Genomic DNA, 24,616 nt, shown 5'->3' with positions numbered 1-24,616 from the left:
TCACCCGTCAAGAGCTTCTGAGGGTGGATCCTGATCCAAAAGTCGGGGTGCCGAACACCAGACTCGGGTCGAGATCCGCCAGGCGCGTCGCCCCGGCCAGGCCCATCGCGTGGCGCAGTTGGTCGGCCACCTGGGTGACGACCTGCGCGGCGCCGGCTGCCGCGTCGTCGGCCAGGCCCCAGATGACCGGGCGGCCGAGGAATACCGCGCTCGCGCCGAGGGCCAGTGCTGCCAATGCGTCTGTGCCGGAACGGATTCCGCCGTCGACGACGACCGGCACCTGCCCGTCGACTGCTGCGACGACCTCGGGCAACGCGTGCGCGGTCGGCACGGCACCGTCCAGTTGCCGACCACCGTGGTTGCTCACCCAGATGCCACTGGCGCCCGCTTCGACGCAGCGGATCGCCTCATCGCCACGCAGGACTCCCTTGACGATCACCGGGAGCCCGGACTCCTGCACCAACCAGGCGATCGTGTCGGTGGTGATACCGGCGTCCTGGTCGATCAGGTCCCAGATGTCGTCGATGTCGCGGTCTGGGAGGTGTTCGGCGACGTTGACCAGGGCCAGTTCGTCGGTGAGTGGCAGCGGCCGGGCCGTGCCCGTCGGTGGGACATAGCCGACGTACGGCGTGTCACCGGTGAGCACCAGAGCGCTGGCTCCCGCGTCGCGCGCCCGCCGTACTGTCGCGGCAGTGATGCTCGGCTCACGCATGACGTAGACCTGGAACCACCACGGTCCACCGAGCGCGGCGGCGACGTCCTCCAGGCGGGTCGTGGTGCGGCTGGACAGGACCATCGGCGCGCCGCACGCGAGAGCCGCTGCGGCAGTAGCGAGTTCACCTCGCGGTGTGTAGAGCTGGTGGAACGCGCTGGGGGCGATGCCGATCGGCGTACGCCAATGGCCGAACAACTCCAGGCCGGTGTCAACGTGCCGGACGTCCTGCAGGACTCTCGGCCGGAAGCGGTACTGGCGCCAGGCGTCGGTGGCTTCGTCGACGGACACGTTGTCGCCGGACCCCCGGCTGATGTAGTGCCAGACGTGCGGATCGAGCGCGGCACGCGCCGCCGCCTCGAGATTTCCCTCCACGATCCCCTCCACCTGGGCGTTCCTGCGCAGACGCGGTCCCTACTATCGAGCCTATGACGACACGGCCTGTTCGCATCGGTGTTCAGCTACAGCCGCAGCACGCGGAGTACGCGCAGATCCGGGACGCGGTCACCCGCGCTGAGGATCTCGGCGTCGACATTGTGTACAACTGGGATCACTTCTATCCGCTCTATGGCGAGCCCGAGGGCAAGCACTTCGAGTGCTGGACGATGCTGGCCGCGTGGGCCGAGCAGACGTCGCGCGTCGAGATCGGTGCACTGGTGACGTGCAACAGTTATCGCAACCCCGAACTGCTCGCCGACATGGCACGCACGGTCGATCACATCAGTGACGGCCGCCTCATCCTGGGTATCGGATCCGGTTGGTTCCAGAAGGATTACGACGAGTACGGCTATAGCTTCGGCACCGCGGGTGGTCGTCTCGACAAACTGCGCGACGACCTGCCGCGGATCGAGTCACGCCTCGGCAAGCTCAACCCGGCTCCCACGCGCAAGATCCCGGTCCTGATCGGTGGGGGTGGCGAGAAGAAGACGCTGCGCCTGGTCGCCCAGCACGCCGACGTGTGGCACACCTTCGTCACCGGCGAGACGCTCGATCACAAGATCTCGGTGTTGAAGGGGCACTGCGACGCGGTGGGCCGAAACTTCTCGGACATCGAGATCTCGCTGGGCGTGCCAGGCGACGCTGGTCCGGCCACGCAGATCGGGCCGAAGTTGCTGGAGCAGGGCGTCACGCAGTTCACCGTCGGCACGGGTGGCCCGGACTACGACTTCGACCGGCTGCAGGAATTCGTCACCTGGCGAGACAGCCTGTAGGAGCACGCCGTCGCTGGGGGCTCTACCCGGGTTTGGTCACGGATTGCTGGTTTCAACGACTGGAACCGGCAATCCATCACCGAACCCGGTGGGGGGGGTGCCGGGAAACCGGTTGCTGCCGAGAGGCATTGACCCGCAGAATCCTCGGATGGCCGAGAAGGAGACCCAGCACCGGATTGCCGAAGATCTGGCAGCGGGCGATGTCGCCATGGCCCGGCAACGACTGCGCGGACTGGTGGGCAGCTACCCCGAGCGGCAGGACCTGCGGCTTCAGTTGGCCGACCTCTACCGCAGGGAAGGCCACGCGGGACAGGCGGGCCGCTGGTCCTTCCTGGCGGAAGACGCCGACCCGGAGGAACTCGCCGCCTTCGCTCGCGACTACCCGGATCCGGTGCTGCGCATGCGCGTCGTCGGGTGGCGCGCAGCGGAGAGCGACGCGACGCCGGTCGTGGCCGAACGGTTGGCGCAACTGCGTGCGGAGGCCGAGCGCGCAGAGGGTCACGCCCTGGCGTGGGAGCATTCCGGCGATCCCGACTTCGAACAGAGCCGCTGGGAGAAAGCGCTCGAGGTCGTTGGGATCAGCGCGTTCATGCTCGTGCTCGCACTGATGGCCATTGGTGGGGTCAGCTTCGTGATCCAGGGGGTGAAGACCGTCGCCGCTTGGTTCGACTGACGGGCTGTCCACCTGGGCACACCGGGCCCAGCGTGTCCGGCGGCAGGTGACCACTCGGCGTACGGGAAGATGGGCAGGACTGTCAGCACGCGCGAGGAGCACCCAGCCCGGATGGCGACCAAGAAGAACAACGACGACGGCTTCGTCCCCGACGACCAGCAGCACATCATCGACATCGACGTCGAGGACGAGATGCAGACGGCGTTCCTGGAGTACGCCTACAGCGTCATCTACGCCCGAGCGCTGCCGGATGCGCGCGACGGCTTGAAGCCGGTGCAGCGCCGGATCCTCTACGCGATGACCGAGCTCGGGCTGCGCCCGGACCGCCCGCACGTCAAGTGCAGCCGGGTCATCGGTGAGGTGATGGGTAAGTACCACCCGCACGGGGACACGGCGATCTACGACACGATGGTCCGGATGGCGCAGCCGTTCACGATGCGGCTGCCGCTGATCGACGGGCACGGCAACTTCGGCTCGCTCGACGACGGTCCCGCCGCCAGCCGGTACACCGAGGCGCGGCTGGCTCCTGCCGCCCTGCTGATGACGCAGAGCCTGGATGAGAACACCGTCGACTTCGTCCCGAACTACGACGAACAGTTCATGCAGCCGGCGGTGTTGCCCGCGGCCTATCCCAATCTGCTGGTCAACGGGGCTTCGGGCATCGCGGTCGGCATGGCCACCAACATGCCGCCGCACAACCTGGTCGAGGTCATCGGCGCAGCCCGGCATCTGATCAAGCACCCGGACTGTTCGCTGGACGACCTGATGCGTTTCGTGCCCGGGCCCGACCTGCCGATGGGCGGGCAGATCGTCGGGCTCGAGGGCATTCGCGACGCCTACCTCACCGGCCGGGGCACCTTCCGGACCCGAGCGACCGCTCGCATCGAGGACATCACCCCGCGCCGCAAGGGCATCGTGGTCACCGAGTTGCCCTATCTGGTCGGCCCCGAGAAGGTCATCGAGAAGATCAAGGACCTGCACAGTTCCAAGAAGCTGCAAGGCATTTCGGACGTCAAGGACCTCTCGGACCGCAACAACGGTCTGCGCCTGGTGATCGAGGTCAAGAACGGCTTCAATCCCGAAGCCGTTCTGCAGACGCTCTACAAACTGACGCCGATGGAGGAGTCCTTCGGCATCAACAACGTCGCGCTGGTCGACGGCCAGCCGCAGACGCTCGGGCTGAAGGATCTGCTCAAGGTCTATGTCGACTTCCGTATCGATGTGGTCCGCCGACGCACCCAGTTCCGCCTGGACAAGCGCAAGGACCGCCTGCACCTGGTCGATGGCTTGTTGCTCGCCTTGGTCGATATCGACGAGGTCATCCAGGTGATCCGGACCAGCGACGATGTGGGTACGGCGCGCACGCGGCTGATCGACGTCTTCGACCTGACCGAGGTGCAGGCCAACTACATCCTCGACCTGCAACTGCGTCGCCTGACCAAGTTCTCCCGCATCGAGTTGGAGAAGGAAGCCGAGGAACTGCGCCGCGAGATCGAAGAGCTCGAAGCCATCCTCGGTGACGAAAACCGTTTGCGGACATTGGTTTCCAGCGAACTCGCCGACGTCGCCAAGGCCCACGGCACACCGCGCCGCACCATCCTGCTGGAGTCGGCGGGCACACCGGCTTCGATTGACACGCCGCTGGAGGTCACCGACGACCCGTGCTTCGTGCTGCTGTCCTCGACGGGTCTGCTGGCGCGGACGACGAACGTGGATCCGCTTGCAACAGAGGGCAGCCGGCGCAAACACGATGTGATCGTCGGCGCTGTGCGTACGACGGTCCGCGGCGAATTCGGTGCCGTCACCTCTGCGGGACGCGTGGTGCGACTGTCGGCTCTGGAACTGCCGACCCTGGTGCCGACGAACGACCCGCCTGCCCTCGCCGGTGGAGCGCCGATCGGGGCGTACGTCGACCTACCGAAGGGCGAGCGGATCCTCACCCTGTGCTCGGTGCAGGCAGACTCCCCCGGCCTCGCCCTCGGCACGAAGGACGGTGTCGTCAAACGGGTCAACCCGGACTATCCGGCCAAGGACTCCTTCGAAGTCATCACTCTCAAGGATGGCGACGAGGTCGTCGGCGCGGTCGAACTAGCCTCAGACACAGAGGAACTCGTCTTCATCAGTAGCGACGCCTCGCTGCTGCACTTCTCCGCGTCCGCCGTCCGACCGCAGGGTCGCGCTGGCGGTGGCATGGCCGGGATCAAGCTCGCGAGCGGCCAGCGCGTCGTCTTCTTCGGTGCGGTGACCGGTGCCGCCACAGTGGTCACGATCGCCGGCTCCTCCGGCGCCCTTCCCGGCACCGAGACCGGCTCGGTGAAGGTCACCCCGTTCGAGGAGTACCCGGGCAAGGGCCGGGCGACCGGCGGCGTGCGAGCCCACCGGTTCCTGCGCGGGGAGGACGAACTCATCCTGGCCTACGTCGGGACGCCACCGGTGCGAGCGGCGGCTTCCTCCGGGACCCAGGTCGCACTGCCCACCGAACCGGGCCGTCGCGACGGCAGCGGAACCCCGGCGGCTGCGCCGATTGCCGCGTTGTCGTCCAGTGTCCTGCCCGGCGTGTCCGCGCGGCCGGAGGCCGAGTGACGCAGCCGCTCCCGGACTCGTGCTCGGCGCAATGGGACGACGCCGGGCTGCCCGCCCTCGGCACGGCGTCGCAGGCGGCGTTCTGGGTTGCCCTGGAGCAGAACGGCCCGTGGGGACGAGAGGCTGTCACCGAGTCCCACCTCGACCCGTCGGTGGGATCAGCTCTGGCACAAGCCTGTTCGGACCACGGTGGTCGTCTGCTGCTCATCCGGCGGCCGGGCCGGCACGTGGACGTTGGCACGACCGAGCCCACGGTGCTGATCGCGGGCGGACTCGCCACTGACCCGTGGCTGCTGGTCGGCACCGTCGACGATCCGGCCGAGTTGTTGCGGACGCCGTGGTCCTTACTGGCCGGTGACGACCCTGATGCGGTGACCGAGACGCTTGACACCCTCGATGAGACCCGCGACCCGGCGTTGCTGATCTGCACCAACAGCAAACGAGACGTGTGTTGTGCCGTGCGCGGTCGACCCATCGCGCTGTCCCTGCAGGAGCAGTTCCCGGAGCGGGTGTGGGAGTGCTCGCACACCGGCGGCCACCGGTTCGCGCCGACGGGCATTGCGTTGCCGTCGGGGCAGACCTACGCCCGATTGACGACTGATTCCGCAGCAGCGATCATCCCGGCCGAACGCAAAGGTGAGATCCCGGTGGAACTCAATCACTCGGCGTACGACCGGGGTCGGTCAGTGCTCGCTCCCCCGGCGCAGTCCGCGGAGTCCGTTGTGCGCCAGAGCATTTCGGAGCTATCCCTACGCGCGTTGCGCACCGACCTACATCCGGACGGCGAGGGCTGGCGGGGTGAGGTCACCCACCGCGACGGGCGGGCCTGGCCGGTCGACGTACGCCGCGTGGCGGGCCCGGAGCTCAAGGACTCCTGCGTGAAGGTGGCCAAGCCGTCGTTCTTCTTCGAGGTCTCACTCGCCGATTGACCCGTCGATAGACTCGCGGATCAAGTCCGCATGGCCGTTGTGGCGCGCGTATTCCTCGATCATGTGCAACAGGATCCAGCGCAGCGTGAACGACTCGCCGGTGTGCCGATCCGCCCCCACCGACAGAGCGTCCAGTCCGCCGGCCAACAGCGCCTGCCCGATGGCGACATCAGAACGCTCCTGCGCCTGCTCCAGCAACGAGAACAGCGTCAACGGATCGTCGTCGCGCGCACTGTGCCAGTCCCAGTCGCGATCGTCGTCCCAGTCAACGTTTGTCCACGGCGGCAGCTCGGTCACTCCACGCAGGACATTCTGGAACCAGTTGTCCTCAACAGCGGCAAGGTGTTTCACCATTCCGCCGAGAGTCATCTCCGACGGAGGGAGCACCGTGTCCAGCTGACGGGCGTCCAGTCCGGCGGTCTTCTGCCGCAGGGTGTCCCGGTGGTACTGAAGGAAGGCCAGCAACATCGTTGGCTCGTCAGCCTGTAAGGGCGGGTCAGTGCGTTCAGGTGTCATACGTGCAGTGTGGCCTCACGCATCGACATTGAACACGTCGGCCAGCGTCACCGGTTGCAGGTTCCGCTCCTTGATGATGTCGACGAGTTGTCCATAGACGTGGGTCACCGCGGGATGATTGGCGTGGCCGATCACCAGATGCTGCGGCAGGAACCACTGTTTGGCGTGGAAGACCACGCGCGCTGGTGCGATGACGCTGGCATCGGACAGGCTGCCGAGCCACATAGTGATCGCCGGGTAGCCCAGATCGGACAACTGCCGCGCCAGCGCCGCGTTGTAGTGCCCGAACGGGGGACGGAGGAACGGGCGCCCGCTCACGCCGTAGGTCGATCGCAGGAACTTCTCGTTGCGCGTCACCTGGTCGCTGACCTCGGCGGCGCTCAACGTGCGAAGGTCCGGGTGGGACCAGGTGTGATTGGCCAGGAAGACCTGCCCGGACTCCACCATCGGCGCAAGGACAGCCCGGCTGTCGGTCCATCCGCGGTTCACCCCGTTGACGAAGCAGGTGATCCGCATTCCGGTGTCGGCGCAGAACTTCGCGTACGCCGCGACGACGGTGGCGTCCGTACCGTCGTCGACGGTCAGTGCCAGATGCCGCCCGTTGCCCGGCAGCGCGTAGATCGTGCCGTGAGGTACGGCTGCCTTGACGATTCCCGTGGGCGGCCGGAACTGCTGCGTGCCAGGCGAGGTGCTCTTGGAGGTCGAGGCCGACGCCGAGGTGGCCGCGTCAGGTCGCTGCGAGGAACAACTCGCGAGCCCCAGAACAGTCAACGCGGTCGTGATCAGAAAGCCTCGCCGGTGCACGGATCCCGACGCTAATTCGTGAATCTGAAGACCCGCTGGGGTGCCACGGGATACGCCCACCATGGTTACGGTCGGAACACCCGACATCAGGAGAGCCATGACCACCCGTCTCAACCCGTACCTGAGTTTCCGCGGCAACGCCCGGGAGGCGATGACCAAGTACCACGCGGTCTTCGGCGGTGATCTCGACCTGGCACCGTTCTCGATGTTCGACATGCCGGTCGATGAGGCCGAGAAGGAATGGGTGATGCACGGCTTCCTCAAGACTGCAGCCGGTCACACATTGATGGGCGCCGACGTGCCCAGTTCGATGGATCTGCCGCCGAACGGTGTCGTCGCGCTGACCGGCGACGAGCCCGATGTGGTGCGCGGCTGGTGGGATGCCCTCGCAGAGAACGGCACCATCGAGGTGCCGCTGAACCAGGCACCGTGGGGCGACTTCTTCGGTGAGGTCACCGACGAGTTCGGCATCCGCTGGATGGTCGACTTCGGCGACCCGCAGACCTAACCCTTGGCCGCGGCCTTCGCCGCCTTCTTGAACTCGCGGACCTTCTGCAACGACGCCTCGTCCACCACGTCCGCGACTGAGCGGAAGCTGCCCGGCTCGGCGTACGGACCAATGGTTTCGCGCCAACCGTCCGGCTGCACACCCAGCTGTTTGCCGAGCAGCGCGGCGAAGATCCGTGCCTTCTGATCCCCGAACCCGGGCAACGCCTTCAGCCGCTTGAGCAACTCGGCGGTGGAGCCGGCCGTCGTCCAGATGGAGGCCGCGTCACCTCCGTACTCATCCCACACGACGACCGCCAGTTGTTGCACGCGTCCTGCCATCGAGCGCCCGTAGCGGTGGATCGCCGGCGGCGTCGCACACAGGTCCGCAAACGCCTCCGGGTCAGCGGCGGCGATCTTCTCCGGCGACAGGGTGCCGAAGCGATCCTTGATCTTCAGCGGTCCCCCGAACGCCCGTTCCATCGGGAACTGCTGGTCCAGCAGCATGCCGACCAACAACCCGAACGGGTCGTTGGTGAGCACTTCGTCAGCTGCCGGGTCCTGCGCAATCTGCAACGCCATGGCCCCCAGAATAGGACCCCTCTCATCTCTTACGACGCCTGTCTCGACGTCGATGGCTAGGCGATGACAGGATGCGGAGATGACGAACGCTCCCTCGTCGTGGACCCGCGATGGGAGATTGCTGGGCTTGCTCGAGAGCAGCGGCGTGAGGGATTGCATGAATTGTGAACGGTCGTAGCGCAGGTGAGTAATGCCAAACATGCTGTGCGATCGGCGGCAGGTTCAGAACGGCGGATCGAGCAATACGCGGAGCTGTGCATCTACGGGCCCTATACCGGCGACGATGTCGATTCCGTATGGCTGACTGACCTTCTCGGAGCTACGCCCACCAGGACTCGGCAACGAGGTGACCCTTTGGGCCCGGACCGCACTTACCCTGCCTCGGCCTGGTGCTGGATAACAGCTAAGTCGTCAACCGCCGACAGCGAGACCGTCATCATCGATCTGCTCGACACGTTCGAGCCCGTTCGACAGGCATTGTTGAGGGCTTCAGCCGAGCGAGACCTGTCGGTGCAAATCAATCTGGTCATCTCGATGTACGGCGAGGTTGTCGTAGGAGGCGATGGCCAGTCATGGATCGACATTCCCACGCCAGCGTTAGGGCTTTCGGTAGAGACTTTGAGGCGTCTGGCCAGTTTCGACTGCGGCCTCGACGTGGACCAATACATCATCCCGCCCGACTAGCCCCGCCGGTTCCCATGCGACCGACGTGGACGCATTAGTGAAGGCAGACTCGTCGCGCTCACTATGGCCAGGACATGACGACACCGGCCGGGGAGATGGTCGCCTCAGTCATCCTCGCAACGTCGCAGTACGAACGCCGCATGATCGGGATCCGCACCCGCGAAGCGCCCGCGGCCAAGAAGGGGGTCGTTGGCGAGCACTTCGTCAGCTGCCGGGTCCTGCGCGATCTGCAAAGCCATGGAGCAATCCTGCCGCACGTTCAGCCGTACGTCGGGTACTGCGGCCAGCCGGTCGGGCTGTCCTCCCAATCCTGCTGACGCCCGTACGCCGTGCGGTCCATGATGTGCGCGACCGGCAGGATCGCCTCCGTCCCCCGGGCGCGCGTGGTGTAGGTCAGGTAAGGGACGCCGTCTTTCAGAAGGTAGTAGGAGTAGCCGGGCACCGGACCGCTACTCCCGTCTGGAAACGTCGAGTTCCACTCCCAGTCGTCGTGATAGCTCGTCCCGTACGACGACACCCAGGTATACGGCCAACCTCGCTCCGCGCGCCACGCCTTGAGCTTCTCCACCGGTGCATGCGAAATCATCGCGAACGCGATCGCTTCCTCATCCAGACGTTCCATGTTGAACGGAAGGTTGTCAGCGGCGAAAGTGCAACTGGGACAGCCCTTTTCCCAGTCCGGGCCAAACATGAAGTTCTGGACGAGAAGCAGATAGGTGTCCCCGAAGAGTTCGGTCAGCGTGACCGGACCGTGTTCGCCGTCGAACTGATAGTTCTCCACTTCGACCATCGGTAACCGTCGTCGGCTGGCTGAGACCCGGTCACCGTGACGGGTCAGTTCCTTCTCCTGGGCGACCTGTTCCGCCAAGGCCGCGTCAAAGGTTGAGCGATCCACCACGGGCGGAGCCGCTGCTGGCTGCTGGGACTTATCGGACATCGTGACGTTCCCTTCCTCGGTTCTTGCCCACGCTAGGCCGTGGTCGAACCAACGCATCGCCCCTAGAGGCGTACCGCAAAAGCAAGGACGGACGGTCGCCTCGCCGAACCAGTTGTGGCGGTTTCGTCACGAGTCGTGGGGGGCCGGGCCGCTGGAGCCAGCAAGTCGTGGCGATCTCGTCACTAGTTGCGACGCGGCACGTTCAGCCAGCTGCGGCCTGATCGGGTAGCGGTCCGAACTCCCGCAGCAGATAGGACGCGAATCCGGCCGGGGTGCGGCCGCTGTGTCGCGCCGATGTGACGACCGGGCTGGCACCGGTAGCCACAACGGTCAAGCCGGCGTCCCGGGTCCGGACGGTCAGGTCGACGTCTTCATGGACCGGCAGGGGCCGGAAGCCACCAGTAGCCGACAACGTGCGCACCCCGAATCCAAGGTTGGCGCCGAATACGTGCCCGTGTCCGTCGCCCAGGTCGTGCCGTGCCTGCCACTCCTCAAAATCCTCCGGACTCAGCGGCCCACGGTCCGGGCGCACCGAACCCAGCAGCAGATCGACGCCCGCGCGGGCCGCTTCGTAATGGGTGATCAGCCAGTCGGCGGGAACCGCCGAATCAGCGTCCGTGCACGCGAACCAGTCACCCAGGACCGCCGAACCCGATCGCAGCAGATGATCGATACCCGCCTGGCGCGCTCCGCCCACGCAACCGGCGTCAACGGTTACCGTCTCGATCTGCGAATAGACCTGCGCCACTTGCGCGCTGGCGTCGACACACGAGTCGAGCACGAGGACCAACCGGACGGAGACCTGGGGCGCCCACTGACGTAGCGCTGCGCGCGAACGACTCAGCGCCGCAAGACAATCCGGCAGCAGGTCAGCTTCGTTCCGTGCCGGTACGACGACCCCCAGGTTGGTCATACCGCTCCCCCATCCACCGGCGCCGGACCGAGGACTTCCAACATCATGTCGTCGGTGCTCAGCGTGAAATGCGTTGGTAGTCGGAGGATCTCGTGCGCGGCACGGTGGACGCGGGCAGCATCCAACGCCCAGCCGTCGATCGGATGGCGCCAATCGCACAGCAGCACATGACCACCGGATCGCAGACTGGAGCGCGTCTCGAGCAGCAACTGACGCAGGCCTTGGACGTCCAGGAAGTAGCAGATCTCCGACAGCACGATCAGGTCGAAATCGCCCGCCGGCCACCAGTCGGGCACCGCGTGCTGCTCAATGCTCACGGTGGGCAGTGCCGCGGTGCGAGCCCTGGCCGCACGGACCGCCGTAGCACTGAGGTCGACCGCGAGCAGTTCGTCACAACGGTCCGCCAAGGCGGCGGTCAATTCACCGATGGAACACCCCGGCTCGAAGGCCCGCTCGAAACGGCCGGTCGGCAGTGCATCCAGGGTCTGCTTCCGCTTCCGACGTTCGTACGCACTGCTGCGCACCGACCACGGATCCACGGCTGCCGAGTGCAGCCGCTCGAAGATGGATTCGTCCCACCGGCCGGAGACGTCGATGAAACCTTCGAACGGCCGGTCGAAGTGTTCCAGCATCTCCGGGCCGAGCAAGGTCTCGTCCCCCGGCTGCGATGACAACGGGTTGACCTGGGAGTGATGCTCGGCCAGCGCAGCCTGCTTGATCAGCAACGTCGCATCATCCAGCGGCAACGAGCGGAGCTGCGACCACGGCACGTCCTCATCCCGAGCCCAGTGCCACGCCCAGATCGGGTATTCACCCAGCGCCGCGCCGTACTCCCGCGCCACCCGGGCCGCGACCCGGCCGGCAGCGGCATGATCGGGATGCCCGTCCTCCCGCCACGGAGCTAGCAAGACACAGCCCACATCGAGCTCGGCCACCCATTTGCCGAGCGCGTCCTGCAGCTCGGACTCGTGATCGGCCAGCTGACCGTCCGGCAGCCGCAGGTGGCGCACCTCGCACCCGGGCGCCAGCAACGAAAGCGCACGGCGCACCTCGACCTCACGCAACTGCGCCAGTTCGCGACGGGAACGGGTCGGCGACTCCGGGTGGGATGCTTCACCGTCCGTGGCCATGAGGACCTGCACCGGGATCCCGGCAGCGTGGGCGAGCGCGATCGCACCACCGGCGCCCAGGGTCTCGTCGTCCGGATGGGCTGCGATCACCACCAGGCCGCGCGTCCCCACGCCCGCGCTGAGCCGGATCGGACGCACCTGCTGCCAACCCGGCGAAGCCAGCCAATCCGCCTCGCTGCGACCGGTATCCCGGTGGTTGAACACCGGCGTCGTCACGCGAGCAGTGCTCCGAGAGCGGCAAGGTCGCGCTCGGCGTGGTCCTGGCAGATATACACCGACAGGTCAGCCACCCGCCGGGCGTGCTCTTCTTCGAAGGTCAACGGCGCCGGTCCGGTCGCCCGCGCCACGCGCCCCAGAATGTCGTCGCAGGCGGCCCGCACGATGGCGCGGGCCCGCCGGGCGGTGAGCTCGTCGCGGGAGCGGTCGCCGGGATCGTCGACCACGCAGGCGGCTTCGCGCAGGGTGCAGGCGGCGGCGTAGAGCGCCGCATCCGCAGCACCGAGGTGCAGGCCCGCGATCTGGTCGGGCTCCCGACCCGGCCGCGGCCGCAACCGCTCGGCGACCCCCGCCGCTCCCCCGTACCAGCAGGCGGCGACGCCGATCGCACCCCACCAGAACCCGGGCCGATGCAGATACCACCCGTCGTCCCCGATCGGGACCGCTGGAACAGCATCGAATTGCACTGGAGCAGAGACGATTTCGGTTAGCCCGCGGGAGACCCACGGCACGTCCAGCACCTGCGTGTCCGACATCGACACCGCGAACAGCCGCCGCGTCGTCGACCCTGTCCAGGCGGTCACCAGCGCGTGCGAGACCTGATTCGCCAACGAGCACCACGGTTTGACGCCGTCGACGACCCATTGGTCACCGTCCTGGCAGGCCGTGAGTTTGCCGGCCGGGCCCTCCGCGGCGTACACCCCCCAGGTGCTGCGCGCCGTACCTCCCACCTCGGAGGGAGTCAGACCGGCCTGGTCCAGGATCGAGAGCGCGTCGACGTGCGGCTCGAGCGCGCGGGCCGCGGTCAGGTCGTACGCCGCGAGCCGGCTGAGCGCGTCCCACAAGGTGAGCGTGTCCCCGGCGCCGGGCATCGGCAGCGACAGGTTCTGCGCCAACCGCAGTGCCCAGGGCACCGTCGGCGGCGTGGGAGCGACTGCAGGATCGATGCCCAAGGTCACCGAGCGCTTGGGTTCCTGGAGGGCTCCTACTGGTTGCTTCACCTCGTGAGCATGGCAGCGCCGGAGCGACCCACCGGCGCCACGCCCCCGAAGGGACATCACCCCGGAGGGTGAAGTAAAGCTCGCGTCTTAGGCGTCGATCCGTTCTCGCTCAAGGGAATCCGCAGACTCGACCAGGAAGTCACGCCGCGGCTCGACCTTCGAACCCATCAGCAGGTCGAAGATCTCCTCGGCCCGAGCGGCGTCCTTCAGCGACACCCGCCGCAGGGTGCGCTGCCGCGGATCCATCGTGGTGTCCGCGAGCTGGTGGGCGTCCATTTCGCCCAGGCCCTTGTAGCGCTGCGGCGTCTTGATCGAGCGACCCTTGCGCTCCAGATCGCGGATCGTGGTGCGCATCTGCTGCTCGGTGTAGGTGTAGATCACCTCACCCTTGGCCCGGCCCTGCGCAACGGTCTCGATCCGGTGCAGCGGCGGCATCGCGGCATACACCCGACCCTGCTCGACCATCGGGCGCATGTACCGGAAGAACAGCGTCAGCAACAGCGTGCGGATGTGCGCACCATCGACGTCGGCGTCGCTCATCAGAATGACCTTGCCGTACCGCGCCATCTCCGGATCGAAGGTCCGCCCGGACCCGGCGCCGATCACCTGGATGATCGAGGCGCACTCGGCGTTCTTGAGCATGTCCGCGATCGACGCCTTCTGCACGTTCAGGATCTTGCCCCGGATCGGCAGCAGCGCCTGGTACTCGGAGTTGCGCGCGGCCAGACCGGTCCCCAGCGCGCTGTCACCCTCCACGATGAACAACTCCGTGCGGGACACATCGGTCGACCGGCAATCCTTGAGTTTCGGTGGCAGAGAGGAGGATTCGAGCGCTGTCTTCCGGCGCTGGGTCTCCTTGTGCATGCGGGCGCTGATCCGGGCCTTCATCTCCGAGACGACCTTCTCCAGCACCAGCGACGACTGCGCCTTGTCGTCCCGCTTGGTCGAGGTCAGGCGGGCGGTGAGCTCGCGCTCGACGACACGGGCGACGATCTGCCGCACGGCCGGCGTACCCAGCACCTCCTTGGTCTGCCCCTCGAACTGGGGCTCGGCCAGCCGCACGGTCACCACCGCGGTCGCTCCGGCGAGGATGTCGTCCTTCTCCACCTTGTCGCTGCCGACTTTGAGCCGCCGGGAGTTCACCTCGAGCTGCTTGCGGAACACCTTCAGCACGGCCTGCTCGAAGCCGGCCTGGTGGGTGCCGCCCTTGGGCGTGGCGATGATGTTCACGAAGGACCGCATCGTGGTCTCGTAGCCGGTCCCCCAGCGCAGCGCGATCGAGACGCCGCACTCGCGCTCGACCTCCTGGGACACCATGTGCCCCTTGCCGTCCAGCACCGGCACCGTCTCGGTGAACGTCTCCGAACCATCCAGCCGCCACACGTCGGTCACCGCCGGATCGGGGGCCAGGAACTCGGTGAACTCGCTGATCCCACCGTCGTGCTGGAAGCGCTCCTGCACCGGCTCCTCGCCGCGCTCGTCGCGCACGGTGATGGTCAGCCCCGGGATCAGGAACGACGTCTGCCGGGCCCGCCCGAGCAGACCCTCCCAGTCGTAGGTGGCGTTCTTGACGAAGATCTGCGGGTCCGCCCAATAGCGGATCCGGGTCCCGGACGTGCCCCGCTTGGCCTTGCCGACCACCCGCAGCTCGCTGTTGTTGACGTACGGCGTGAACGGGGCGTCCGGGGACGGCTCGCCTTTGTCGTCGTACACCCCCGGCTCGCCACGCCGGAAACTCATCGCGTAGGTCTTCCCGGCGCGGTCCACCTCGACGTCCAGCCGTGCCGCGAGCGCGTTCACGACGGACGCACCCACCCCGTGCAGGCCACCGGAGGCGGTATACGCGCCGCCACCGAACTTCCCGCCGGCGTGCAACTTGGTGAAGATCACCTCCACCCCCGACAACCCGGTGCGCGGCTCGATGTCGACCGGCAGACCACGGGCGTTGTCGCGGACCTCGACGCTTCCGTCGTGATGCAGGACGACCTGGATGTCGTCGCCGTACCCCCCGAGAGCCTCGTCGACGGAGTTGTCGATGATCTCCCACACACAGTGCATCAGGCCGCGTTCGTCGGTCGACCCGATGTACATCCCCGGCCGTTTGCGGACCGCCTCCAAACCCTCCAGCACCTGTAGGTGCCGGGCGGTGTAGTCCTGGGCAGAAGACGCAGCGGTGCTCACGACCGCAGGGTAAACCCTCCTCGAGGGCGGTCCTGTGCACGCCACACGACGCGGCCGCTTCAGATGTGTTGGGATGGAGGGGTGCTGCACGTGACGTACGACACATTCTCCAGAACCGCTGTCCCAAGGTGCGATCCGGGAAGGGTTTGGCGTGATTCACTGTTGGCACCAGCAGGAGATATTGGGTTTTCGAGGAGAGGAAGACCGTCATGACGACTGCACTCGCCCCTACTTTGTCTATCGCGGACCGTTGCGACCGCTGCGGCGCGCAGGCATTCATTCGTGCCCGCCTTGCTGGCGACACCGAACTGTTGTTCTGCGCCCACCACGGGCGTGAGCACCTGCCGAAGCTGCAGGCCATCGCTGAAGAGGTCATCGATGAGACTGACCGGCTGGTGGAGCCCAAGGAGGGCTGACCGGCCAGGGCTGATGTGAACGAACGGGACGGGCCTTCGGGTCCGTCCCGTTCGCGTTTCGGTGTGCTTGGCTGACCGGGTGCACCCCGTCACCCTTCTGTCCGGATTTCTGATCGCCGTAGGCATCGTGGGGCTGATCGTCCCCGTGCTGCCGGGGCTGGCGCTCAGCCTGCTCGGGGTCCTGTTGTGGGCCTGGTCGACCGGCGGCGTCGCCTGGTGGTTCTTCGCGGCGGCCTGCGTCGTCGCGGCGATCGGCTGGATCGTGCAGTACACCGTGCCCGGCAAACGCATGGCCGCCGCCGGAGTCCCCGGCCGGGTGATCCTGATCGGGGCTATCGGCGCGATCGTCGGCTTCTTCGTGATCCCGGTCGTCGGCCTGTTCGTGGGCTTCGTCGTCGGCGTGCTGATCGCCGAACTGGGTCGCACCCGCACCGTCGCCGATGCCTGGACCTCTACCAAGCACGCGGTGAAGGCGGTCGTCACCAGCATCGCCGTCGAACTCACCGCCGCGGTGATCGTGGCGCTGATCTGGGTTGCAGGCCTGCTGGCGACTCGCTGACGGTCAGGAGGCCGGCGCGCGGTCCTTGATCCCCGTGTAGGTGAAGACCAGAGCGATCAGCGCAACGATCACCAGCAGCATCAACCCGAACCCGTAGCCGGAGAACACCAGGCCGAAGGTCGCCCCCATGATCAGCGGTGGGAAGTACCCGCCCAGTCCCCCGGCGGCTCCGACCAGACCAGTGACGGTGCCGACCTCGGCGGCGGGAGCCTGTTTGCCGACGAACGCGAAGACGCCGCCGGTGCCCAGTCCGAGGAAGAAGGCCAGCAGCACGAACGAGATCCCCGCCGGCCACTCCAACGGTGGCTGGAAGGCGACCACAGCGGCAAAGATCGCCGTACCCAGCATCGAGATGCCCACGACCTGGCGCGGCCCGATCCGGTCCGACAGCACGCCCCCGATCGGCCGGGCCACGACGGCGGCGATCGCGAAGCCGGCGGTGCGGGTACCGGCATCGGTCAGGTTGAAGTCGTAGATGTCCTTCAGGTAGGTCGGCAGGTAGGTCGAGAACGCGACGAACCCACCGAACGCCACGGCGTAGAGGAACGACATCTGCCAGGTGACCGGCAGCTTCAGCGCGGCCTTCAGTTTGGGCACCACCGGAGCGTTGTTGGGTTTCCACAGCGGCGAGTCCCGCATGGCCAGCCAGCACAGGATCGCCGTCAGGACCAGAGCCACCGCGAAGATCAGGTGGGTGGGCATGTAGCCGAAGGCCTTCACCATGCGCGGGGTGAAGAACGCGGAGAGTGCCGTACCACCCATACCGGCACCGAAGATGCCCGTGGCGAAACCCCGCCGGTCCTTGGTGTACCACTGGTTGACGAACGGAATGCCGATGGCGAAGGTCGTGCCGGCGATTCCCAGGAAGAACCCGAAGATGAGCATCATCGGGAAGGACTTGGCCTGACCCGCCAACGCCACAAGGAGCACGAACGGCACCACGAGCAGGGTGACCACCGGGAACATCAGCCGGCCGCCGTACCGGTCGGTCAACGCCCCCACCGGGATCCGGCCGACCGATCCGACCAGGACGGGCGTGGCCACCAGCAGGGCCTTCTGGGTGCCTGACAGGTGCATCTCCTCGGTGTAGCGCACCCCCAACGGGCCGATGATGTTCCACGCCCAGAAGGTGACGGCGAAGGCGAACGTGGCCAGCGCCAGATTCTTGCCCTGGCCGGACAGCTCACCCCCAGTCGGCTGCTCAGCTGTACTCATCGCGGACTTCTCCTTATCGACGGATCGACGGTGACGTATCGAAGGGTGTCGCTCAGCGGGACCGGTCCCGGTCCGAGGTCCCGACCGGACTCCAACCCGGCCGCGCGGCCCGCGCGCCGGTGGCGCCCTCGTCCCGCGAGCGGTAGACGATGTAGGGCCGGAACAGGTAGTTCAGGGGCGCCGTGAATGCATGCACCAGGCGGGTGAACGGCCAGACCGCAAACAGCAGCATCCCCACCAGCGCGTGGATGTGGAACTGGATCGGCGCAGCCGCCATCGAATCCACATCCGGATGCAGGTAGAGGACCGAGCGGAACCACGGCGAGACCGTCTCCCGGTAGTTGTGCGCTTCGCTGCCCGCGCCGACGCTGACCAGGGTCGTCCACAGCCCCAGCACGATGGCCGCGACCAGCAGGACGTACATCAGCTTGTCGTTGCGGGTCGTGGCCATGAAGACCGGTCCGGTGGTGCGCCGGCGGTAGATCAGGATGGCGATGCCGACCAGGGTGCAGACGCCGGCGATGATCCCGAAGAACAACGCGTTGAAGTGGTACACCCCCTCGCTGATCCCGAGCGCCTCGGTCCAGGATTCCGGGATCAGCAGCCCGCCCACGTGCCCGAAGAAGACCAGCAGGATGCCGAAGTGGAACAGCGGTGAACCGATCCGCAGTAGCCGGGACTCGTACAGCTGACTGGACCTGGTGGTCCAGCCGAACTTGTCGTAGCGGTACCGCCAGATGGTGCCGCCCACCAGGCTGACGATGCACAGATAGGGCAGCACGCCCCACAGCAACACGTCCATCAGCGGCTCCCTCCGGTCACGGCGTGCAACGGCAGCTCGGTGCGTCCGTACGGTGCCAGGCCCACCGGTTCCACACCCGGCGGCTTGTCCAGACCGGCCATGGCCATCACCTCGGCGCGGTTCTGGGGGGACCGGCCGGGCAGCGTCGCGCACACGGCCGCCACGGCATCGGCGTACGGCGAGGAGTGCTCGACCAGCGCGATCCGCAACAGTTCCAGGCTCGCGCGGTAGGCGATCAGCAGTTCGCGCCCGGCGACGGGGTCCACGATCGCCGTGAACTCCAGCACCATCGGCAGGTAGTCCGGCAGCTCGCCGTGCGTGTCGACCAGGAAACCGCTCTCGCGGTAGACGTGTTTGAACTGGCCCAGCACCTCACCGCGGCGCCGGGTGTCGCCGTCGGTCCAGTAGGACAGGTACAGCGCGTGTTTGCGCGACAGATCGAAGGTGTCCACGTAGGTCTGCCGCAGCACTTCCAGGTCCTGGCCGGCCAGGTGGTCAAGTACGCCGAGCAGGGGCTGCGGGGCCGCGTCCGGTTGCTCGCTCAGCGCCTGCCGCAACTGTGGAACAGACTGCAGCAGTTCAGGATTGGGGTACTCGAGCACCCGACTGGCGACCAGGTAGACCACTCGGTCGTCGCGTTGCTGCTTGCCGCGTAGCAGTCTCATCGTGACTCCCGTTGCGGGAAGACACCGTCCGGTGGTGTCCCGTTGCCGTCCCAGTTGAGGAGGTTGACCCGGCCGGTCAACTGGCCCGAGGAGTCGGTGCGGGTCGCGGCGTCAGCGGTCTGCCGCTCCTTCAGCGCGTTGAACGTCTCGACCGCGACCGGGGCAGGCCGCCCACTGGCCTCGCCGAAGGGTCCCGATTCGTACATCCCCGGACCCTCGTCGTAGTCCAGCGAACAGCCGAGTTCCTCCAGTTCATGGGCACGTTCGACGTGGGCGGTGGGCACGACGTACCGCTCCTCGTATTTGGCCACAGCCATCAGGCGGTACATCTCGTACAGCGATTCCTCGCTCATCCCCACCGACGCGGGAATGCTCGGATCGCCGTCCCGGCCCATGCTCACGTCGCGCATGTAGGAACGCATCGCGGCCAGTTTGCTGAGCACCTCGGTGATGATGTCGGTGCGGCCGGCGGTGAACAGTTCGGCGAGATAGGCGGCGGGAATGCGCAGCGCCTCGATGGCGCCGAAGAGCACGTCCTTGCTCTCCGCATCGTGCCCCTGCTCGGACAGCAGATCCACCACCGGCGACAGCGGCGGGACGTACCAGACCATCGGCATCGTGCGGTACTCCGGATGCAGCGGCAACGCCACCTTGTACTTCTTGGCCAGCGCGTAGACCGGGGACCGGCGGGCGGCGTCCATCCAGTCATCGGGGATGCCGTCGCGCCGGGCCGCCGCGATCACCTCGGGGTCGTCGGGGTCGAGCAACAGGTCCAGTTGCGCCTGGTAGAGATCGCCCTCGTCGGGAGTCGTCGCCGCGTCCGTGACCTTGTCCACGTCGTACAGGAACAGCCCGAGGTAGCGCAGCCGCCCCACACACGTCTCCGAGCACACCGTCGGCAGTCCGACCTCGACGCGGGGATAGCAGAAGGTGCACTTCTCGGCCTTGCCGCTTTTGTGGTTGAAGTAGATCTTCTTGTACGGGCAGCCGGTGATGCACTGCCGCCAGCCGCGGCACCGGTCCTGGTCCACCAGCACGATGCCGTCCTCGGCCCGTTTGTAGATGGCGCCCGAGGGGCAGGAGGCCATGCACGAGGGATTCAGGCAGTGTTCGCAGATCCGCGGCAGATAGAACATGAAGGTCTTCTCCAGTTCGTACTGCACCGCCTGCTCGGACTCCTGGCGCAGCTTCTCCACCACGGGGTCCAGGTGGCCCCATCGCGTACTGCCGCCGAGGTTGTCGTCCCAGTTGGCCGACCAGGTGATCTTGGTGTTCTGCCCGGTGATCAATGACTTGGGCCGGGCCACCGGGAAGTCGTCGCCGAGGGGCGCCTTGACCAGCGTGTCGTAGTCGTAGGTCCACGGCTCGTAGTAGTCCGCCAGCTGGGGCTGCACCGGGCTGGCGAAGATGCTCAGTAGTTTCTGCACCCGACCGCCAGCCTTGAGCTTCAGACTGCCGCGACTGCTCAGCGTCCAGCCGCCCCGCCACTTCTCCTGATCCTCGTACCGACGCGGATAGCCTTGTCCTGGACGGGTTTCCACGTTGTTGAACCACACGTACTCGGTACCGGCCCGGTTGGTCCAGGCCTGTTTGCAGGTCACCGAGCAGGTGTGACAGCCGATGCACTTGTCGAGGTTCATCACCATGCCCATCTGGGCCATGACGCGCATCAGTACGTCACCTCCTGCGAGCGCTTGCGGACTGTCGCCACGATGTCGCGCTGGTTGCCGGTCGGCCCGAGATAGTTGAACGTGTAGGACAACGGGGCGTACCCGCCGATCAGGTGGGTGGGTTTGACCAGGAGCCGGGTGACCGAGTTGTGCATCCCGCCGCGGCGTCCGGTGGCCTCCGATTTGGGTACGTCGATCGTGCGCTCCTGCGCGTGGTGCACGTAGACGACGTGCTCGGGCATGCGGTGACTGACCACGGCCCGTGCGACCAGCACACCGTTGGTGTTGAGCACTTCGACCCAATCGTTGTCCTGTACGTCGATACGTCCGGCGTCCGCCGGGCTCATCCACACCGTCGGTCCCCCACGGGACAGCGACAGCATCAAGAGGTTGTCCTGGTACTCACTGTGGATCGACCACTTCGAGTGCGGCGTCAGGTAGCGCACCGTTACCTGCGCCGCGCCATCCTCACCGACCCGCGGTTCGCCGAACAGGCGGTGCATGTCCAGCGGTGGCCGGTAGATCGGCAGCGCCTCCCCGACATCCTGCATCCAGTCGTGATCGAGGAAGAAGTGCATCCGGCCGGTCAGGGTGTGGAACGGTTTGAGCCGCTCGATGTTCACGGTGAAGGGCGCGTAGCGCCGACCGCCGGTCTCCGAGCCGGACCATTCCGGTGAGGTGATGACCGGAACCGGCTGGGCCTGCGTGTCGGCAAAGGTGATCCGCTTCTCCTCCGAACCCTCGGCCAGGTCGTGCAGGGTCTTGCCGACGCGTTTCTCCAACGTGCGGAAGCCCTGGACCGCCAACTGGCCGTTCGTGGTGCCGGAGTACATCAGGATGGCTTCGGCGAGGTGCGAGTCGGTGTCGATCGCGGGTCGCCCGGCGCCCGCACCGCTGGGCATCACCCCGTTGATAGCGGCCAGCTTCTTGGTCTGCTCGGACACATCGAACGTGACGTTCTTGACTGTGAACCCCAGCGAATCCGCCAGTGGCCCAACGGTGGCCAGCTTGTCGGCGATCGCGGTGTAGTCCCGCTCGACCACCTGGAAGACCGGCATACCTTTGCCCGGAGTGCCGGGCGCGTCCGAGTCGCGCCAATCGACCACCCGGCCGCCGGGTTGGGACACCTCGCCGGGTGTGTCGTGTTGGACCGGGACGCTGACCAGATCCTTGACGACCCCGAGGTGGGTCTGTGCGAGCGTGGAGAACCGTTGCGCGAGCAGATGGAACAACTCGAAGTCGGACTTGGCCTCCCACGGCGGGTCGATGGCCGGGGTGAACGCGTGCACGAAGGGGTGCATGTCCGTCGAGGACAGGTCGTGCTTCTCGTACCAGGTAGCCGCCGGCAGCACGATGTCCGACAGCAGCGTGGTCGAAGTCATCCGGAAGTCGGCCGACAGCAAAAGGTCGAGTTTGCCGATCGGCGCTTCGTCGTGCCAGCGAACGTCCTTGGGCCGCGGGGCATTCGGGTTCTCCGAGCCCATCACGTTATGGTGCGTGCCGAGCAGGTGTTTGAGGAAGTACTCGTTGCCCTTGGCCGAGGAACCCATCAGGTTCGAGCGCCACAGGGTCAGCGTGCGCGGCCAGTTGCGGGGATCGTCGACGTCCTCGATCGAGGGCTGCAGGCGTCCGTCCCGCAGCGCGCCGGCGACGTACTCCCCCGGTGTCGCGGCGCTGCCGTCGTCCACGGCGCTCTGGGCATCCTGTGCGACCTGGATCGGGTTGGTGGAGAACTGCGGATAGAACGGCATCCAACCCAGCCGGGCCGATTGGGCCAGGGCGTCCGCGGTGTGCATCCCGCTTAGATGACCTTTGGCCAGAGGCGAATTCAGCGAGTCAGCCGAATAGCCGTCGTTGCGCCACTGGTCGGTGTGCATGTACCAGAAGCCGGTGCCGATCATCGTGCGCGGCGGGCGACTCCAGTCCAGCGCGTTCGCGAGCGAGATCCAACCGGTGATCGGACGACACTTCTCCTGCCCGACGTAGTGCGCCCAGCCGCCACCGTTGCGCCCCATACAACCGGTCAGGATCAGCAGCGACAGGATCGAGCGGTAGATGGTGTCGCCATGGAACCACTGGCAGATGCCGGCGCCCATGATGATCATCGAACGGCCCTGGGACTGTTCGGAGTTCGTCGCGAACTCGCGGGCGATCCGGATGCACTGCTCGGCCGGGACACCGGTGATCTCCGCCTGCCACGCGGGCGTGTAGGGCGCAGTGACGTCGTCGTAACCCGACGGCCACTGGCCGGGCAGACCGTCGCGTGACACGCCGTACTGCGCGAGCATCAGGTCGAACACGGTCGTGACCCGCTGGCCGCCGACCATCCGGGTGGGCACACCGCGGCGCAGCACCGATCCGGTCCCGTCCGGATCGACAAAGGCGGGCAGCAGCAGTTCCACCGGCTCACTGCCGTCGCCCTGCATCGAGAGCGCCGGCGTGACCCCCTCCAGATCGAGGTTCCACCGGCCGACCCCGGACTCGGCGTACCGGAAACCCATCGAGCCGTTCGGCACCACCGGTTCCCCGGTCGCATCGTCCAAAAGCACTGTCTTCCAGGCATCTTCGGGATTGGCCGCACCCAGGTCGGCGGCAGTGAGGAACTTGCCCGCGACGTGTGACCCGGTGTACTCCCCCTCGCCTTCCTCGACCCGGACCAGGAAGGGCAGGTCGGTGTAGGTGCGTACGTAATTCGTGAAGAAGTCCACGCTGCGCTCGACGAAGAACTCCCGCAGCAGCACGTGGCCCATCGCCATCGCCAGGGCCGCATCCGTGCCGGCCTGGGCGGGCATCCACTCGTCGGCGAACTTCGTGTTGTCGGCGTAGTCCGGACTGACCGTGACGATCTTGGTGCCGCGGTAGCGGACCTCGGCCATCCAGTGCGCGTCCGGGGTGCGGGTGACCGGGACGTTCGAGCCCCACATCATCAGGTACGTCGCGTCCCACCAGTCGCCGGACTCCGGCACGTCCGTCTGGTCACCGAAGACCTGCGGACTCGCGACCGGCAGGTCGGCGTACCAGTCGTAGAAGCTGGTCATCACGCCGCCGAGGAGTTGGTAGAAGCGCGTCCCGACGCAGTGCGACACGATCGATTGCGCCGGGATCGGCGAGAACGCGGCAACCCGGTCCGGGCCGTACTCCTTGATCGTGTGCACGTGGGCCGCCGCGGCAATCTCGATCGCCTCCGCCCAACTGCTGCGCACCAACCCGCCCTTACCCCGGGCCGACTGGTAGCGGCGCCGCTTCTCGGGATCGGTGGTGATCTCGTGCCACGCCGCGACGGGGTCGCCCAGGCGCTGGTTGGCCTCGCGGAACATCTCCAGCAGGACGCCACGCACGTAGGGATAGCGCACCCGGGTGGGCGAGTAGGTGTACCAGGAGAAGGCCGCGCCCCGCGGGCATCCGCGGGGCTCGTACTCGGGACGATCCGGGCCGACCGAGGGGTAGTCGGTCTGCTGGGTCTCCCAGGTGATGATGCCGTCCTTGACGTAGACCTTCCACGAGCACGACCCGGTGCAGTTCACCCCGTGGGTGGACCGGACGACTTTGTCGTGACTCCAGCGGTCCCGGTAGAACACGTCACCGGCGCGACCGCCTTCGCGGAAAACGACTCTCTCGTCGTCGGTTTCGTCCCATTTGGTGAAGAACCGGCCAGCCTTGAGAAGGGCGTCCGTTGCCGGACCGTCGACCTTGCCGTAGCCGTTCTGAGCTGGCATCGAGTACCTCGTCCG

The 24,616-nt window shown here is 66.8% G+C and carries 23 protein-coding genes; 8 read left to right on the top strand and 15 right to left on the bottom strand.

Translation table 11 applies throughout. The annotated features are described in order from the left end of the window. Nucleotides 1-7: 7 nt before the first annotated feature. The gene (locus AZH51_RS12760) at nucleotides 8-1,087 is read right to left on the bottom strand and encodes an alpha-hydroxy acid oxidase (RefSeq protein ID WP_291524864.1); all 1,080 of its coding nucleotides are present in this window, start codon (nucleotides 1,085-1,087) and stop codon (nucleotides 8-10) included. A gap of 53 nt (nucleotides 1,088-1,140) precedes the next feature. Between AZH51_RS12760 and AZH51_RS12755 the strand changes: the two genes are divergently transcribed. The 4 genes from AZH51_RS12755 to AZH51_RS12740 all read left to right on the top strand — a co-directional run bounded on the left by AZH51_RS12755 (nucleotide 1,141) and on the right by AZH51_RS12740 (nucleotide 6,108). Further along, complete coding sequence (locus tag AZH51_RS12755; protein WP_291524863.1) at nucleotides 1,141-1,923, top strand: LLM class F420-dependent oxidoreductase; 783 nt, start codon at nucleotides 1,141-1,143, stop codon at nucleotides 1,921-1,923. A 148-nt stretch (nucleotides 1,924-2,071) separates the two neighbouring features. Continuing rightward, the gene (locus AZH51_RS12750) at nucleotides 2,072-2,596 is read left to right on the top strand and encodes a DUF6584 family protein (protein WP_291524861.1); all 525 of its coding nucleotides are present in this window, start codon (nucleotides 2,072-2,074) and stop codon (nucleotides 2,594-2,596) included. A 111-nt stretch (nucleotides 2,597-2,707) separates the two neighbouring features. After that, entirely contained in the window at nucleotides 2,708-5,179 is a 2,472-nt protein-coding gene (locus tag AZH51_RS12745) for a DNA topoisomerase (ATP-hydrolyzing) subunit A (protein WP_291524859.1), read from the top strand. Then, on the top strand, nucleotides 5,176-6,108 hold the full coding sequence (locus AZH51_RS12740; RefSeq protein ID WP_291524857.1) for a sucrase ferredoxin: 933 nt from the start codon (nucleotides 5,176-5,178) through the stop codon (nucleotides 6,106-6,108). Before AZH51_RS12745 ends, AZH51_RS12740 begins: the two co-directional genes overlap by 4 nt. Here AZH51_RS12740 and AZH51_RS12735 read toward each other — a convergent pair. Both AZH51_RS12735 and AZH51_RS12730 read right to left on the bottom strand, forming a co-directional pair. After that, on the bottom strand, nucleotides 6,094-6,624 hold the full coding sequence (locus AZH51_RS12735; protein WP_291524855.1) for a DinB family protein: 531 nt from the start codon (nucleotides 6,622-6,624) through the stop codon (nucleotides 6,094-6,096). The genes AZH51_RS12740 and AZH51_RS12735 overlap by 15 nt on opposite strands. Before the next feature lie 15 nt (nucleotides 6,625-6,639). Next, entirely contained in the window at nucleotides 6,640-7,428 is a 789-nt protein-coding gene (locus AZH51_RS12730) for a polysaccharide deacetylase family protein (RefSeq protein WP_291524853.1), read from the bottom strand. 97 nt (nucleotides 7,429-7,525) lie between these two features. Between AZH51_RS12730 and AZH51_RS12725 the strand changes: the two genes are divergently transcribed. Continuing rightward, on the top strand, nucleotides 7,526-7,936 hold the full coding sequence (locus AZH51_RS12725; protein WP_291524851.1) for a VOC family protein: 411 nt from the start codon (nucleotides 7,526-7,528) through the stop codon (nucleotides 7,934-7,936). Here the strand turns inward: AZH51_RS12725 and AZH51_RS12720 are convergent. Further along, the gene (locus AZH51_RS12720) at nucleotides 7,933-8,496 is read right to left on the bottom strand and encodes an HhH-GPD-type base excision DNA repair protein (RefSeq protein ID WP_291524849.1); all 564 of its coding nucleotides are present in this window, start codon (nucleotides 8,494-8,496) and stop codon (nucleotides 7,933-7,935) included. The two genes, AZH51_RS12725 and AZH51_RS12720, sit on opposite strands and share 4 nt — an antisense overlap. 183 nt (nucleotides 8,497-8,679) lie before the next feature. Between AZH51_RS12720 and AZH51_RS12715 the strand changes: the two genes are divergently transcribed. Next, nucleotides 8,680-9,180 (top strand): DUF4279 domain-containing protein, encoded by a 501-nt coding sequence (locus AZH51_RS12715; protein WP_291524848.1) that lies wholly within the window; start codon nucleotides 8,680-8,682, stop codon nucleotides 9,178-9,180. A gap of 104 nt (nucleotides 9,181-9,284) precedes the next feature. On the opposite strand, the gene AZH51_RS12710 is transcribed toward AZH51_RS12715, so the two are convergent. The 6 genes from AZH51_RS12710 to AZH51_RS12685 form a co-directional block, all read right to left on the bottom strand. Further along, on the bottom strand, nucleotides 9,285-9,419 hold the full coding sequence (locus AZH51_RS12710; protein WP_291524846.1) for a hypothetical protein: 135 nt from the start codon (nucleotides 9,417-9,419) through the stop codon (nucleotides 9,285-9,287). A 20-nt stretch (nucleotides 9,420-9,439) separates the two neighbouring features. Next, nucleotides 9,440-10,117, bottom strand: a complete 678-nt coding sequence (locus AZH51_RS12705) for a DUF899 family protein (protein WP_291524844.1) — start codon at nucleotides 10,115-10,117, stop codon at nucleotides 9,440-9,442. 202 nt (nucleotides 10,118-10,319) lie between these two features. Then, on the bottom strand, nucleotides 10,320-11,030 hold the full coding sequence (locus tag AZH51_RS12700; protein ID WP_291524843.1) for a glycosyltransferase: 711 nt from the start codon (nucleotides 11,028-11,030) through the stop codon (nucleotides 10,320-10,322). Beyond that, nucleotides 11,027-12,376 (bottom strand): bifunctional PIG-L family deacetylase/class I SAM-dependent methyltransferase, encoded by a 1,350-nt coding sequence (locus tag AZH51_RS12695; protein WP_291524841.1) that lies wholly within the window; start codon nucleotides 12,374-12,376, stop codon nucleotides 11,027-11,029. Before AZH51_RS12695 ends, AZH51_RS12700 begins: the two co-directional genes overlap by 4 nt. Beyond that, a complete protein-coding gene (locus AZH51_RS12690; RefSeq protein ID WP_291524839.1) occupies nucleotides 12,373-13,377 on the bottom strand; it encodes an acyl-CoA dehydrogenase in 1,005 nt (334 codons plus the stop codon). The genes AZH51_RS12695 and AZH51_RS12690 overlap by 4 nt, the downstream gene beginning before the upstream one ends. A gap of 87 nt (nucleotides 13,378-13,464) precedes the next feature. Then, nucleotides 13,465-15,558 carry a DNA topoisomerase IV subunit B gene (locus AZH51_RS12685; RefSeq protein ID WP_291524837.1) on the bottom strand — a complete coding sequence of 698 codons (2,094 nt, stop codon included), beginning with the start codon at nucleotides 15,556-15,558 and terminating at the stop codon, nucleotides 13,465-13,467. A gap of 209 nt (nucleotides 15,559-15,767) precedes the next feature. Between AZH51_RS12685 and AZH51_RS12680 the strand changes: the two genes are divergently transcribed. Together AZH51_RS12680 and AZH51_RS12675 are read left to right on the top strand one after the other, a co-directional pair. Beyond that, nucleotides 15,768-15,974 (top strand): hypothetical protein, encoded by a 207-nt coding sequence (locus AZH51_RS12680; protein ID WP_291524835.1) that lies wholly within the window; start codon nucleotides 15,768-15,770, stop codon nucleotides 15,972-15,974. A gap of 79 nt (nucleotides 15,975-16,053) precedes the next feature. Next, nucleotides 16,054-16,533, top strand: a complete 480-nt coding sequence (locus AZH51_RS12675; RefSeq protein WP_291524833.1) for a DUF456 domain-containing protein — start codon at nucleotides 16,054-16,056, stop codon at nucleotides 16,531-16,533. A 3-nt stretch (nucleotides 16,534-16,536) separates the two neighbouring features. On the opposite strand, the gene AZH51_RS12670 is transcribed toward AZH51_RS12675, so the two are convergent. From AZH51_RS12670 to AZH51_RS12650, 5 genes are read right to left on the bottom strand one after another with little or no spacing between them, the layout of a single operon-like run. Continuing rightward, nucleotides 16,537-17,748 (bottom strand): NarK/NasA family nitrate transporter, encoded by a 1,212-nt coding sequence (locus tag AZH51_RS12670; protein ID WP_291524831.1) that lies wholly within the window; start codon nucleotides 17,746-17,748, stop codon nucleotides 16,537-16,539. Nucleotides 17,749-17,800: 52 nt separating this feature from the next. Next, a complete protein-coding gene (gene narI / locus AZH51_RS12665; protein ID WP_291524829.1) occupies nucleotides 17,801-18,550 on the bottom strand; it encodes a respiratory nitrate reductase subunit gamma in 750 nt (249 codons plus the stop codon). Continuing rightward, nucleotides 18,550-19,215, bottom strand: a complete 666-nt coding sequence (narJ, locus tag AZH51_RS12660; RefSeq protein ID WP_291524827.1) for a nitrate reductase molybdenum cofactor assembly chaperone — start codon at nucleotides 19,213-19,215, stop codon at nucleotides 18,550-18,552. The genes narI and narJ overlap by 1 nt, the downstream gene beginning before the upstream one ends. Next, complete coding sequence (gene narH / locus AZH51_RS12655) at nucleotides 19,212-20,885, bottom strand: nitrate reductase subunit beta (protein WP_291524825.1); 1,674 nt, start codon at nucleotides 20,883-20,885, stop codon at nucleotides 19,212-19,214. The genes narJ and narH overlap by 4 nt, the downstream gene beginning before the upstream one ends. Then, nucleotides 20,885-24,601 carry a nitrate reductase subunit alpha gene (locus tag AZH51_RS12650; RefSeq protein ID WP_291524823.1) on the bottom strand — a complete coding sequence of 1,239 codons (3,717 nt, stop codon included), beginning with the start codon at nucleotides 24,599-24,601 and terminating at the stop codon, nucleotides 20,885-20,887. The genes narH and AZH51_RS12650 overlap by 1 nt, the downstream gene beginning before the upstream one ends. Between the last annotated feature and the right edge of the window lie 15 nt (nucleotides 24,602-24,616).

The sequence above is a fragment of the Branchiibius sp. NY16-3462-2 genome, assembly GCF_001594145.1.
GTDB lineage: Bacteria > Actinomycetota > Actinomycetes > Actinomycetales > Dermatophilaceae > Branchiibius.
The sequence above is the reverse complement of the archived record's forward strand: the minus strand, read 5'-3'. Positions and strand labels throughout refer to the sequence as shown.